The sequence below is a fragment of the Rhodobacter viridis genome (assembly GCF_003217355.1).
Lineage (GTDB): Bacteria > Pseudomonadota > Alphaproteobacteria > Rhodobacterales > Rhodobacteraceae > Rhodobacter > Rhodobacter viridis.
The window spans coordinates 96,713-108,963 of the sequence record NZ_QJTK01000005.1; the positions used below are offsets into that span (position 1 = coordinate 96,713).

Annotated in this window: 13 protein-coding genes; 3 read left to right on the forward strand and 10 right to left on the reverse strand. The window is 67.2% G+C overall.

Going from position 1 to position 12,251, the window contains the following annotated elements:
- Positions 1-13 precede the first annotated feature (13 nt).
- The 9 genes from fghA to C8J30_RS08780 form a co-directional block, all read right to left on the reverse strand.
- Positions 14-844: an S-formylglutathione hydrolase gene (fghA, locus tag C8J30_RS08740; protein WP_110805464.1), complete on the reverse strand. Its 831-nt coding sequence runs from the start codon at positions 842-844 to the stop codon at positions 14-16.
- 8 nt (positions 845-852) lie between these two features.
- Positions 853-1,962, reverse strand: a complete 1,110-nt coding sequence (locus tag C8J30_RS08745; protein ID WP_110805465.1) for an S-(hydroxymethyl)glutathione dehydrogenase/class III alcohol dehydrogenase — start codon at positions 1,960-1,962, stop codon at positions 853-855.
- Between the two features lie 17 nt (positions 1,963-1,979).
- Complete coding sequence (locus tag C8J30_RS08750) at positions 1,980-2,246, reverse strand: metal/formaldehyde-sensitive transcriptional repressor (RefSeq protein WP_110805466.1); 267 nt, start codon at positions 2,244-2,246, stop codon at positions 1,980-1,982.
- Between the two features lie 123 nt (positions 2,247-2,369).
- On the reverse strand, positions 2,370-3,068 hold the full coding sequence (locus tag C8J30_RS08755; protein WP_110805467.1) for an aspartate/glutamate racemase family protein: 699 nt from the start codon (positions 3,066-3,068) through the stop codon (positions 2,370-2,372).
- Positions 3,068-3,781, reverse strand: coding sequence for an ABC transporter ATP-binding protein (locus tag C8J30_RS08760; protein ID WP_110805468.1), 714 nt, complete (start codon positions 3,779-3,781; stop codon positions 3,068-3,070). The genes C8J30_RS08755 and C8J30_RS08760 overlap by 1 nt, the downstream gene beginning before the upstream one ends.
- Positions 3,782-3,783: 2 nt before the next feature.
- Entirely contained in the window at positions 3,784-4,566 is a 783-nt protein-coding gene (locus C8J30_RS08765; RefSeq protein WP_110805469.1) for an ABC transporter ATP-binding protein, read from the reverse strand.
- Positions 4,563-5,534: a branched-chain amino acid ABC transporter permease gene (locus tag C8J30_RS08770; protein WP_110805470.1), complete on the reverse strand. Its 972-nt coding sequence runs from the start codon at positions 5,532-5,534 to the stop codon at positions 4,563-4,565. The genes C8J30_RS08765 and C8J30_RS08770 overlap by 4 nt, the downstream gene beginning before the upstream one ends.
- A gap of 3 nt (positions 5,535-5,537) precedes the next feature.
- Entirely contained in the window at positions 5,538-6,407 is an 870-nt protein-coding gene (locus C8J30_RS08775) for a branched-chain amino acid ABC transporter permease (protein WP_110805471.1), read from the reverse strand.
- 57 nt (positions 6,408-6,464) lie between these two features.
- Positions 6,465-7,655, reverse strand: a complete 1,191-nt coding sequence (locus C8J30_RS08780; protein ID WP_110805472.1) for an ABC transporter substrate-binding protein — start codon at positions 7,653-7,655, stop codon at positions 6,465-6,467.
- Between the two features lie 195 nt (positions 7,656-7,850).
- On the opposite strand from C8J30_RS08780, the gene C8J30_RS08785 reads away from it, so the two are divergent.
- The gene (locus C8J30_RS08785; RefSeq protein ID WP_110805473.1) at positions 7,851-8,576 is read left to right on the forward strand and encodes a GntR family transcriptional regulator; all 726 of its coding nucleotides are present in this window, start codon (positions 7,851-7,853) and stop codon (positions 8,574-8,576) included.
- Here C8J30_RS08785 and C8J30_RS08790 read toward each other — a convergent pair.
- Positions 8,503-9,477 carry a LysR family transcriptional regulator ArgP gene (locus C8J30_RS08790; RefSeq protein WP_110805474.1) on the reverse strand — a complete coding sequence of 325 codons (975 nt, stop codon included), beginning with the start codon at positions 9,475-9,477 and terminating at the stop codon, positions 8,503-8,505. The genes C8J30_RS08785 and C8J30_RS08790 overlap by 74 nt on opposite strands.
- Before the next feature lie 71 nt (positions 9,478-9,548).
- On the opposite strand from C8J30_RS08790, the gene C8J30_RS08795 reads away from it, so the two are divergent.
- Complete coding sequence (locus C8J30_RS08795) at positions 9,549-10,178, forward strand: LysE/ArgO family amino acid transporter (RefSeq protein ID WP_110805475.1); 630 nt, start codon at positions 9,549-9,551, stop codon at positions 10,176-10,178.
- Positions 10,179-10,253: 75 nt separating this feature from the next.
- Positions 10,254-12,251, forward strand: coding sequence for an amidase (locus C8J30_RS08800; RefSeq protein WP_110805476.1), 1,998 nt, complete (start codon positions 10,254-10,256; stop codon positions 12,249-12,251).

The window sequence follows — 12,251 nt, forward strand, 5'->3', positions numbered from 1 at the left end:
TTTCCGTTTGATCTCAGCCGTGCAGGGCCGCGGCGTGATGGGCGAAATGATCGCCAAGGAAGCTGGCGATGAAATAGTAGCTGTGGTCGTAGCCCGGATGACGGCGCAACCGCAGCGGATGCCCGAGCCGCGCCGCTTCCTCGGCCAGAAGCCAGGGCTTGAGCTGACCGTCAAGGAAGCTGTCCGCCTCGCCCTGATCGATCAGGATCGGCAGACGCTCGGTCGCGCCCGCAAGGAGCGCCGTCGCATCCCACTCGGCCCAAGCCGCGCGGTCCGGTCCCAGATAGGCCGAAAACGCCTTTTCGCCCCAGGGCACCTGCATCGGCGCGACGATCGGCGAGAAGGCCGAAACGGCAAGGTAGCGGCCGGGATTGCGCAGCGCCGCGACCAGCGCCCCGTGCCCGCCCATCGAATGCCCCATCACCGAACGCCGGTCAGAGGCCGCGAAGTCCGCCTCGATCAGCGCGGGCAGTTCCTGCACGACGTAATCGTGCATCCGGTAATGCGCCGACCACGGCGCCTCGGTGGCATTCAGATAGAACCCCGCCCCCTGCCCCAGATCATAGGCCGGATCATCGGCCACCCCCTCGCCACGGGGCGAGGTGTCGGGGGCGACGACGATCACCCGATGCTGGGCCGCATAGGCCTGCGCCCCCGCCTTGGTGATGAAGTTCTGCTCGCTGCAGGTCAGCCCCGAGAGCCAGTAGACGACCGGCAGCCGCTCGCCCGGCTCGCGCGCCGGGGTGAAAATGCCAAAGTTCATCTCGCAGCCGAGCACCTCGGAGGTGTGTTTCCACACCTCCTGCGTGCCGCCGAACGCGGCGTGGGTTTCCAGACGGTCCATCCCGATCCTCAGAACTTGATGACGGAACGGATCGACTTGCCTTCATGCATCAGATCGAAGGCCTCGTTGATCTGATCGAGCGCCATCGTATGGGTGACGAAGGGCTCAAGCTCGATCTCGCCCTTCATCGCCTGCTCGACCATGCCCGGCAGTTGCGACCGCCCTTTCACCCCGCCAAAGGCGGTGCCCATCCATTTGCGCCCGGTCACCAGCTGGAACGGCCGGGTCGAGATTTCCTGCCCCGCGCCCGCGACGCCGATGATGATCGACTGCCCCCAGCCGCGATGCGCGCATTCGAGCGCCGCGCGCATGACATTGACGTTGCCGATGCATTCGAAGCTGTGATCGACGCCCCAGCCGGTCATCTCGACGATCACCTGCTGGATGGGCTTCGCGTGATCCTTCGGGTTGACGAAATCGGTGGCGCCGAACTGCCGCGCCAGATCGAATTTCGACGGGTTGGTGTCGATGGCGATGATGCGCCCGGCCTTCGCCTGCCGCGCGCCCTGAATGACCGCAAGGCCGATGCCGCCCAGACCGAAGACGGCGACGCTGTCGCCTTCCTGCACCTTCGCCGTGTTGTGCACCGCGCCGATGCCGGTGGTCACGCCGCAACCCAGCAGGCAGACCTGCTCGTGATTGGCTTCGGGGTTGATCTTGGCAAGCGAGACCTCGGCCACGACGGTGTATTCCGAGAAAGTCGAGCAGCCCATGTAGTGATAGATCGGCTGGCCGTTGTAGGAAAAGCGCGAGGTGCCGTCGGGCATCACGCCCTTGCCCTGGGTCGCGCGGACCGAGGTGCACAGGTTCGTCTTGCCCGATTTGCAGAACAGGCACTCGCCGCATTCGGCGGTGTAAAGCGGAATGACGTGATCGCCCGGTTTGACCGAGGTGACGCCCTCGCCGACCTCGACCACGACGCCCGCGCCTTCGTGGCCGAGCACGACCGGGAACAGGCCCTCCGGGTCATCGCCCGACAGCGTGAAGGCGTCGGTGTGGCACACGCCGGTGTCGGTGATGCGGATCAGCACCTCGCCCTTTTTCGGGGGCGCAACATCGATTTCCACGATTTCAAGGGGTTTGCCGGGGGCAAAGGCGACGGCGGCACGCGATTTCATAAGGATCTCCCTGTGAGTTACTTGAGGTAGCTGCGCACCAGCGCCAGCAATTCCCCGGTTTTGGCGCCGCCCTCTCCCTCGGGCGGACCGAATTCGTCGCGGATATGGGCTTCCAGCACCTCGGCCATCAGCCCGTTCACGGCGCCGCGGACGGCGGCGATCTGTTGCAGGATCGGCCCGCAGTCGGAGCCGGTTTCCAGCGCCCGGGTCAGGGCTTCGCACTGACCGGTGATCCGTTTCACGCGGGCCAGAATCCGCTTCTTGTCCTCGGGGTCGTTCGGCACGGCTTTCCCTCCCCGCGGGGATCTATACTGCGGGGGAGTATATCGCGCTTTGCCGACAAGGCCAGCGATTCCCGCGCCCGACGGGACGCGGGATCACGGCAGCCCGGTTTTGGAAAGGGTCGTTCAGCCCTTGTCGAACCGCGGCGGCGCGTAACCGCCAAGCCGCGAGGTGGCCAGACCAAGCCGCACCATCCCCTCGGCCAGCGCGACGGCGCAGACGACGCCGTCAAGCACCGGCAGCCCATGCGCGCGGCCCAGACCCTCGGCCAGATCGGTCATCCCCGCACAGCCCAGCACGATCGCCTCGGCCCGGTCCTCGGTGATCGCCTGCGCCACCTCGGCGCCGATGCGGGCACAGGCATCGCTGAGCGGGTCTTCAAGCTCGAGCACCGGAATTTCCGAGGCCCGCACCCGGGCGCAGCGCGCCGCCAGACCGTAGCGGGTCAGGTTGTGCTCGAGCGCCGGGACCGAGCGGCCGAGCGTGGTGACGACGGAAAACCGGTTCGAGAGCATCGCGGCCATGTGGAAGGCCGCCTCGCCGATGCCGATCACCGGCTTTTCGGTCAGGCAGCGCGCGGCATCAAGCCCGGTGTCATCGAAACAGGCGATGATCACGGCGTCATAATCGTCGCGCCCGCCGATGATCCCCAAAAGCCCGGCAAGGCTCATCGCCTCGTCGTAATAGCCCTCGATCGAGGCGGGGCCGTGGGTCGGGTTCACCGCGATGATCTCGGTGCCCGGCGCCGCGACGCGACGGGCGGCGGCCCCGGCCTTTTCGGTCATCGTTGCGGTGGTGTTCGGATTGATCAGCAAAAGCCGCATCACATGTCGCCCCCAAGATAAGCCGCCTTGATGCGCGGATCGTGCATCAGATCGCGCGAGAGGCCCGACAGCGCGACGGTGCCGGTCGAGAGCGCATAGGCACGGGCAGAGATCGACAGCGCCATGCGGCTGTTCTGTTCCACCAGCAGCACCGACACGCCCTCGTCGCGGCTGATCGCCACGATCGCGCGGGCGATGTCCTGCACCAGCTTCGGCGCGATGCCGAGCGAGGGCTCGTCGAGCAGCAGCAGTTTCGGCGCCGCCATCAGCGCACGACCGATCACCATCATCTGCTGCTCGCCCCCCGAAAGCGTGCCCGCCTGCTGCCCGAAGCGCTCCTTCAGCCGCGGGAACCGGGTCAGGACGGCATCAAGCGAACGCGCGATCCCGGCCGTGTCGGAGCGGGTGAAGGCGCCCATCAGCAGGTTGTCCTTGACCGACATCAGCGGGAAGACCCGCCGCCCCTCGGGCACCATCGCGATGCCCATCTTCACGATCTCGGCCGGGGATTTGCCGTCGATCCGCGCGCCGCGATAGGTGATCGTGCCCGAGCGCGGTTTGCGCAGGCCCGTAATCGCGCGCAGGATCGAGGATTTCCCCGCCCCGTTCGCCCCGATCAGCGCCACCGTCTCGCCTTCCGACAGCGACAGCGACACGCCCTTGAGCGCATAGACATGGTCGTAATAAAGTTCGACATTCTCGAGGCTGAGCATGGTCACATCCCGATCGCGGCGTCTTCCGAGCCGAGGTAAGCCTCGATCACGCGCGGATTTTCCTGAATTTCGGCTGGGGTGCCCTCGGCGATCTTCTCGCCGAAATTGAGCACCACGATCCGGTCGGAGATCTTCATCACCGCCGGCATGTCATGCTCGACCAGAAGCACCGTGATGCCCCGCTCGTCGCGCAAGCGGCGCACCAGCGCCACCATCCGCATCGTCTCGTCATGGTTCATCCCGGCGAAGGGCTCGTCGAGCAGCAACACCGAGGGGTTGGTGGCGAGGCCAATCGCCATGCCCAGCGCGCGCAGATGCCCCTGCGGCAGGTTCGAGGCCAGCTCGCCCGCAATGGGTGCAAGGCCCAGAAACCCGATGATCTCGTCGGCCGAGGCGGCAAAGGCGGTCTCATCCGCCCGCGCCGCGCTGGAGCCGAAGAAGAAGCCCGCCAGTGACGCCTTGGCGCGCAGATGATGCGCGACGATGACGTTTTCGCGCACGGTCATCGCGCGGAAGATCGTGGTCTCCTGAAAGGTCCGCACCACCCCCTTGCGCGCCACCGCATGGGGCGACAGGTTCGAGATCTTCTCGCCGCGAAACAGTACTTCGCCCGAGGTCGTACGCAGGAACGACGAGATCATCTTGAACAGCGTCGATTTCCCCGCGCCATTCGGGCCGATCACGGACAGGATCTCGCCCTCGGCGACGTCAAAGGAAATGTCGTTATTCGCAACAAGCCCGTCGAAGCGCTTGGTGACATTGCGGATTTGCAGGATCGGGCTCATTTCCCCCCCTTGCCGCGCAGCATCGCGGGCAGGCTCAGAAGACCGTTCGGCACGACCAGCATCGCGGCGATCAGCAGCGTCGAATAGATCAGCATCTGGTATTTCGCGGCGGCAAAGAGAAGCGACCAGCCGAAGTATAGGACCAGCGTGCCGAGCATCGGGCCGAAGACGAAGCCAAGCCCGCCCAGGAAGCAGTTCAGCATGAAGTTGACGCTGTCGGCGACCTGAAAGGACGAGGGGTAGATCGACTGCGAGATCACCACGAAGCCCGCCCCGGCGATGCCGCCCATGAAGGAGGAAATCGCATAGGCCAGCACGCGCAGGAAGGCGATGTTGACACCGATCGAGGCCGCCAGATCCTCGTTTTGCTGCAGCGAGCGGAACAGGTGGCCAAGCCGCGAGCGGGTGATGCGCCAGAGCACGAGATAGGCAAGGCACATCAGCGTCACGGCCATCAGGTAAAAGGCCAGCTTCGGGTTTTCGAGCGTGGCGAAATCGGGGATGAGCGTCAGGCCGAAGACCGACACCTCGCCCGGCAGCGGGATCGAGGTGATGCCGCGCGCGCCGTTCGTCACCGGCAGGGCCAGCGCCGAGAGCCGGGCGACCTCGGTCAGGACCAGCGTCACCATCGAGAAATAGACGCCCCTCAGCCGCAGGATCGGCAGGCCGATCAGCACTGCCAGCGCGGCGCAAAAGAGCCCCGCCAGCGGCAGCGTGGCCCAGAAGTTGAAGCCCAGCTTGGTGATCAGCACCGCCGCGACATAGCCGCCCGCCAGCGCATAGGCGCCCTGCCCGATGTTGATGCGGCCGATGTAGAAGGTCAGCCAGACCCCGGCCGAGCCGATCGACAAAAGCGCCACCGAGGTGAGCGTGTAGTAGAAATCCCACCGGCCGGTGAGGCTGATCAGCCCCGGCACGCCGATGTAAAGCGCCAGCAGGAAGGCCGCGACGGAAAGCGAACGGATCATGGCTCAGCCCCAGGGTTTGCCCATCAGCCCCTGCGGGCGGAAGGCGAGGAAGATCATCAGCGAGGCGAAGATGACGAGATAGGTGATGTCGCCATAGGCGGCGAGCAGCGACAGCCCGACGGATTCCAGCATGCCCAGGATGAAGCCCCCGGCGATCGCGCCCGAAATCACCCCCGCGCCACCAATCATGATCATCATGAAGGCCTTGATCGAGGTCGGCCCGCCCATGCCCAGATTGACGCCGACGATCGAGACCAGAAGCCCGCCGACGAGCCCGGCCAGCATCGCACCCAGCGCGAAACCGATCATCGAATAGCGCTCGACATCGACGCCCATCAGCTCTGCCGCCATCCGGTCCTGCGCCAGCGCGCGCATCGCGCGGCCGGTGCGGGACTGGCGCATGAACAGGATGAACGCCCCGATCAGCGCGACGGCCAGCGCCCCGATCAGGATGCGGTCATAGGGCATGACGATGCGGAAATCCCAGTTGAAGACGCCGCCCACGATCTTCGGAATGCCGCGCTGCTTCTCGCCAAAGACGAGCAGCGTCACCGCATCCAGAAAGAAGGCGATCCCGGCCGCCAGAAGCATCGTCGATTCCTCGCGCTTCGAGCGTCGGATGACGGGGGCGAAGAGGAAGCGCTCGGCAAAGGCGCCAAGCGCCGCCAGCGCCACGGCCGAGGCCAGAAGCCCGACCAGAAACGGCAGATGGAACTGCGCCACCACCGTATAGGTGATGAACCCGCCGATCACATACATCTGCCCGTGGGCGAAGTTGAGCACGTTCATCAGCGAGAAGATGAGCGTGAGACCGAGCGCGATCAGCGCATAGGAGGCGCCGAGAAAGAGCCCGTTGACGATGATCTGCTCCATGTCCGCTCCGCGAAAGGGAAAAGGGCCCGGCCGTCAGCGGCCGGGCCAGATCCGGTCTCAGTCGACCGTCGCGACGAACAGCGTCTGGAACGCGCCGTCCTTGTATTCGTTCACCACGAGCGGCACCGAAAGCTGACGCTTCTGCCCGAACGAGGTGGTGCCGACATAGGTCATCTGCGCATCGCCCTTCATGTAGGGGTTGGGCGCGGCGAAGGTCTCCATCGCGGTCTTGAAGGCGGCGATGTCGGAGATGCCCTTCGGATCGGCCTTCAGCGTGTCGAGGATGTATTCGAGCGCATAGACCTTGGTGTTCGACTCGTCGTTATATTCGCCGAACATCTCGGTGTATTTCGCCACGAATTCCTTCATGTAATCCGAGGCGATCTCGGGGGTCGAGGCGCCACCGACCGAGATGAAGCCATTCGCCGCCTCGCCCGCGCCTTCCTCGATCACCTTCGCATCCTGCGCGGTTTCGGTCGAAATCAGCCCGGTGTAGCCCAGATCGCGGGCCGAGCGGATCATCTGCGGCGCGGCCGCCGGGGCGACGCCCGAAAGCACCAGCAGGTCGGGCTGGGTCTTCAGCACCGGCAGCAGGACCGGGGTGAAATCGGTGGTGTCGACCTGATAGGTCACGTCCGACGAGGTCACCTCAAGGCCGAGCGCCTTGGCCGCCTCGACGCCGCTGTCGCGCTGGCTCAGCGGGTCGGATTCATTCGCCGCGACGAAGGCGACCTTGGTGACGCCCTTGTTGTCCTTCAGGTATTTGTAGATCGCCGGGCCGGACTGATAGCTCGCCACCATGCCCAGGATCGCGTTTTCGGCGGGGGCGGTGTAAAGCTCTTTCGGGAAGGCATAGGGGACGTAGATGATGTTGTTCGCCTCGGCCACCGGGCGCACCGCGGCCGCGCCGTCATCGACGTTCGGGCCGACGACATAATGGATGCCCTGCTGCGCCATCTGCTCCATGCCGGCGATCGCGCGTTTCGGGTCTTTCTGGTCGTCGAAGGTGACGATCTCGATCTTGTAGGTCGTGCCGCCGATCTCGACCCCGCCCTTTTCGTTCAGCATCGCGGCGAGCGTCTGCATCGAGCGCACGTTCGACGTGCCCCAGGCCGCAGCCGGACCCGAGGTGACGCCGACGAAGCCGATCTTCAGCGTCTCTTCGGCCATGGCGGCGGTGGCGGAAAGGCTGAGGCTTGCCAGAACCGCCAGCGCGGTGGAGCGAAGCATCATGGTGCGTCTGTTCATTTGGAAACTCCCTGTTGGGCCCGTCTTGTCGGTCAGCGGTTCGTCCTGCTCCGAAGCTTAGCCGGAGCGGCAGGCTTAGGGCAAAAGATTGTTAACAATCCTGTCAACCATCGTGTTAGATGGCTTGGCCCGGTCGCTGCGCTTGTTGCACCCGGTGCAAGCGTGTATTTCCCAGCCGAAACAGGCCTGTTCACGATGGACCCGATGACGGAGACGCCCGAAGACGACAGCGACGCTTTCGCGGCCGGTGAGGAAATCACCGAAACCGAGATCGTCGCGCGCATTTTCGAGGCAGTGATGGAACGGCGCCTCGCGGCCGGGACCAAGCTTTCCGAATCGGAACTGTGCAAGGCTTTCGGGGTCGGGCGGATGCGGATCCGGCGCTGTCTGCTGCTTTTGGCCAGCCATGACGTGGTCGAATTGCGCTCGAACCGGGGCGCCTATGTCGCCAGCCCGAGCGTGAAACAGGCCCGCGACGTGTTCGAGGCGCGGCTTGCGATCGAACCTGCCGCCGCGCGTCTGGTGGTGGAGCGCGCGACCGAGGATCAACTGGCGGCGTTGCAGGCCTGTCTGGCCGAAGAGGCCGAGGCGCATCAGCGCGGCAACCGCCATGCGGCGATCCGGCTGTCGGGCGAGTTCCACCTGCGGCTCGCCGAGGCGACGGGCAACGAGACGCTGCTGCGGCTGCTCAAGGAGCTGGTGACGCGCAGCTCGCTGATCGTGGCGATCTATGGCGCGCCGGGGCTGGAGACCTGCCGCGACCATGACCATGCCTCGCTGCTGGCCGCGCTGCGGTCGCGCGACGCCGATACCGCCGAGCGGCTGATGCGCGCGCATCTGGGCGACATCATCTCGACGCTGGATCTGTCGGGACCGGCGCGGATCGGCTCGGATCTGGTGCAGGTTCTGGCAAAGCGCTGAGCCCTGCGACGGGGAAAAGACTGCGCGCGGCCTCGGCCGCCACCTCGCGCGTGAGCGTCTCAAGCAACCGCGCCCCCAGCCGCGCATGTTGCCAATGCAGCACCACATCCATCCCCGCGCCGGGCACAAGCTCGACCAGCCGCCCCTCGGCCAAGGGCACCGCGGCCAGCGGCAAGGGATGCAGCGCCCAGCCAAGCCCGACAAGGCTCGCATCCAGAAACCCCTGCGTCGAGGGCACCTGATGCGTCGGCGCCGTCAGCGCCTGATCGAAATGCTGCCGCAGCCAGCGCGCCTGCAACCCGTCCTTGCGGTCGAATTGCAGCACCGGCGCGCGGTTCAGCGCCGCGGCGGTGACCCCTTCTGCGAAATACCGCGCCTGAAACGCGGGGCTCGCGCAGGCGACATAGCGCAAGGCGCCGAGCCGCCGGGTCCGGCAGCCCGGCACCGCCGCAGGCTCGGCCGTGACCGCCGCCAGCACCTCGCCCGAGCGCAACCGCGCCGCGGTATGCGCCTCGTCATCCAGCACCAGATGCAAAAGCGCCCCCGTCGCCTCGGAAAACCGCGCCGCGGCGGGCAGGAACCAACTGCCGAGCGAATCCGCATTCACCGCGACCGGCAGCGCGGGCACCCCCGGCCCCGGACCCGCCAGCGCCGGAAGATCGCTGGCCAGTTCGCCCTCCAGCAGTCGAACCTTCTCGACATGGGCGCAAAGCCGCGCCCCCGCCTCGGTCGGCACCGGCGGCTGGCTGCGCACGACCAGCGCCGCCCCCACCCGCTCCTCCAGCGCGCGAATACGCTGCGACACCGCCGAGGGGGTGACGCCCAGCACCACAGCCGCGCGTTCGAACCCGCCTTCGCGGATCACCGCCGCCAGAGCCGCGAGCAGAGGATAGTCGAGCATCTTAAGCCTGCCTTCATCAGCTTTAGCATCCTGAATTTGACTACACCGCCAAGGCCGGGCAAGGAAGCCCCATGACCCAGATCGCCCCCCTCCTCACCGGTTTCGCCCTGTCTTTCGGTCTCATCGTCGCCATCGGCGCGCAGAATGCCTTCGTGCTGCGCCAGGGGCTGCGGCGCGAGCATGTCGGCATCCTCGTCACCTTTTGCGCCCTGACCGACCTTTTGCTGATCGCGGCCGGGGTCGCGGGCCTTGGCGCGGTGCTGGGTCAGGCGCCAAGACTGGTCACCAGCCTCTCGCTCGGCGGGGCGGTGTTTCTGGGCTGGTACGGGATTTCCGCGCTGCGCCGCGCGCTGCATGCCGAGCAGCTGGTGGCGGAAAACGGTGGCGAGACGCTGAGCCGGCTCGGGGCGCTGGCACGGGTCGCGGGCTTCACCCTGCTCAACCCGCATGTCTATCTGGATACGGTGCTGCTGGTCGGCTCGGTCGGTGCGGCGCAGCCCTCGGGCGCGCATCTGCCCTTCGTCTTGGGCGCGGGGCTGGCCAGCGGGATCTGGTTCGTCACGCTTGGCTATGGCGCGCGGCTGCTGGCGCCGCTCTTTGCCCGCCCGCTCGCCTGGCGGGTGCTCGATCTGCTCGTCGGCGCGACGATGCTGCTGCTTTCGGCGGGGCTGTTGCGGCGCGTGCTCGTTGCCGTGATGTGACCCGCGGGGCGGGGCTATGCGAAGGCGGCAGCGGCGGTTATCCTTGCGGATCAGCCCCTTGCCAAAGAGCCCCGGATGACCCTCGTCGATGCCAGCCTTGCCGATCTGCGCGCCGCCCTTGCGCGGGGGGATGCCACCTCGGTCGGGCTCGTTGCGGGCTACCTGACCCGGATCGTCCGCTTTGACCGACAGGGGCCGCGGCTGAATGCGCTGACCGTGCTGAACCCGCAGATGTTCAGGGACGCCCGCGCCGCCGATCTGCGCCGCAACGCGAGCAAGCCCCTCGGGCCGCTGGACGGCATTCCCTATACCGCCAAGGCCAGTTTCAAGGCGAAGGGCCTGCCGGCCGATGCCGGATCGCCCGCCTTTGCCGATCTGATCGCCACTGACGACGCCTTTGCCATCGCCCGGCTGCGCGCGGCGGGGGCGGTGCTGATCGGGCTGACCAACATGCCGCCGATGGCGAACGGCGGCATGCAGCGCGGTCTGCATGGCCGCGCCGAGTCGCCCTATTCTGCCGATTGGCTGACGGCGGCCTTCGCCTCGGGCTCGTCGAACGGCTCGGGCACGGCGACGGCGGCGAGCTTCGCGGCTTTCGGTCTGGGCGAGGAAACCTGGTCCTCGGGGCGCACGCCCGCCGCGCTGAACGGGCTTTGCGCCTATACGCCCAGCCGCGGCCTGATCTCGACCCGGGGCAACTGGCCCTTGGTGCCGACGATGGATGTGGTGGTGCCGCAGACCCGCTGCATGACCGATCTGCTCGAGCTGCTCGATCTTCTGGTGGTGGATGACGCCGAGACGCGCGGCGATTTCTGGCGCGCGCAGCCCTGGGTCGCGCTGCCGCGCCCGTCCGAGATCCGCCCGGCGTCGTTCCCGGCCCTCGCCCGCGGCGCCAGCCTGAGCGGCAAGCGGATCGGGGCGCCGCGGATGTATCTGAATGCCGATCCGCTCGCGGGCAGCGCCGACCAGCCCGGCATCGGCGGCCCGACCGGGCAGCGGATCGAGACGCGGGCGTCGATCCTCGGGCTTTGGGAGCAGGCCCGCGCGGCGATGGAATCCGCCGGGGCCGAGGTGATCGCGGTCGATTTCCCCTTGGTCTCGAACTACGAGGGCGACCGTCCCGGCTGCCCGAAGCTGCCGACGCGCGGGCTCGTCTCGGCCGATTACCTGAAGACCGAGATCACCGATCTGTCGGTCTGGGCCTGGGATGATTTCCTGCGCGCGAATGGCGATCCCGGGCTCGCGCGGCTTGCCGATGTCGACGGCGCGCGGATCTTCCCGCGGCCCAGGGGCGCGCTTGCCGACCGCTACACCGGCTTTGACGATGACATTGCCGATTACCCGGCCCATGCCCGCGCCCATCCCTGCGCGGATTTCCGCGCCCTGCCGCATCTGGCCGAGGGGCTGCGCGGACTCGAAGCCACGCGCAAGATTGACCTTGAAGACTGGATGGACGGGCTCGGCCTTGATGCCGTCGTCTTTCCGGCCGTCGCCGATGTGGCGCCCGCGGATGCCGATGTGAGCCCGGCCTCGGCCGATCTGGCCTGGCGCAACGGGGTCTGGATCGGCAATGGCAATCTGGCGCTGCGCCATTGCGGCGTGCCGACGGTGACGGTGCCGATGGGGAGGATGGCGGATACCGGCATGCCCGCCGGGCTGACCTTCGCCGGACGCGGTTGGGAGGATGCGCAGCTGTTGCAGATCGCCTGCGCTTTCGAGGCCACCGGCGCCTATCGCAGCCCCCCGCCCCGCACGCCCGAATGTGACGCGCTGCCGCCTCTGCCCGCCACGGGCGCGGCGCCCGCGCCGCAGCTGACGGTCCGCGCCAGCCCCGCCGGGCCGGGGCGCTGGCAGCTGACGCTCGACTGGGTGTCAGAGGCGCCCCTGCAGTATCTTTCGTGCAATGGCCAGCCGCTGCCGCCCGCCCGCGAAGCCGAGATCCCCCACGCCCCCCTGCCCCATTCCGAATGGCAAAACCCGCATGGCCCGCTGGTGATCGCGCTTTTCGCCGATGGTCAGGCCGCTTTCGCCGAGGTCACGCTGCCCGATCCCGACACCGCCCCGGGGGCATGA

What these genes read in the sequence shown, in the direction of transcription:
- fghA (WP_110805464.1), bottom strand. Translation starts at nt 844, where the DNA reads ATGGACCGTCTGGAAACCCACGCCGCGTTCGGCGGCACGCAGGAGGTG.
- C8J30_RS08745 (WP_110805465.1), bottom strand. Translation starts at nt 1,962, where the DNA reads ATGAAATCGCGTGCCGCCGTCGCCTTTGCCCCCGGCAAACCCCTTGAA.
- C8J30_RS08755 (WP_110805467.1), bottom strand. Translation starts at nt 3,068, where the DNA reads ATGCGGCTTTTGCTGATCAATCCGAACACCACCGCAACGATGACCGAA.
- C8J30_RS08760 (WP_110805468.1), bottom strand. Translation starts at nt 3,781, where the DNA reads ATGCTCAGCCTCGAGAATGTCGAACTTTATTACGACCATGTCTATGCG.
- C8J30_RS08765 (WP_110805469.1), bottom strand. Translation starts at nt 4,566, where the DNA reads ATGAGCCCGATCCTGCAAATCCGCAATGTCACCAAGCGCTTCGACGGG.
- C8J30_RS08770 (WP_110805470.1), bottom strand. Translation starts at nt 5,534, where the DNA reads ATGATCCGTTCGCTTTCCGTCGCGGCCTTCCTGCTGGCGCTTTACATC.
- C8J30_RS08775 (WP_110805471.1), bottom strand. Translation starts at nt 6,407, where the DNA reads ATGGAGCAGATCATCGTCAACGGGCTCTTTCTCGGCGCCTCCTATGCG.
- C8J30_RS08780 (WP_110805472.1), bottom strand. Translation starts at nt 7,655, where the DNA reads ATGAACAGACGCACCATGATGCTTCGCTCCACCGCGCTGGCGGTTCTG.
- C8J30_RS08785 (WP_110805473.1), top strand. Translation starts at nt 7,851, where the DNA reads ATGGACCCGATGACGGAGACGCCCGAAGACGACAGCGACGCTTTCGCG.
- C8J30_RS08790 (WP_110805474.1), bottom strand. Translation starts at nt 9,477, where the DNA reads ATGCTCGACTATCCTCTGCTCGCGGCTCTGGCGGCGGTGATCCGCGAA.
- C8J30_RS08795 (WP_110805475.1), top strand. Translation starts at nt 9,549, where the DNA reads ATGACCCAGATCGCCCCCCTCCTCACCGGTTTCGCCCTGTCTTTCGGT.
- C8J30_RS08800 (WP_110805476.1), top strand. Translation starts at nt 10,254, where the DNA reads ATGACCCTCGTCGATGCCAGCCTTGCCGATCTGCGCGCCGCCCTTGCG.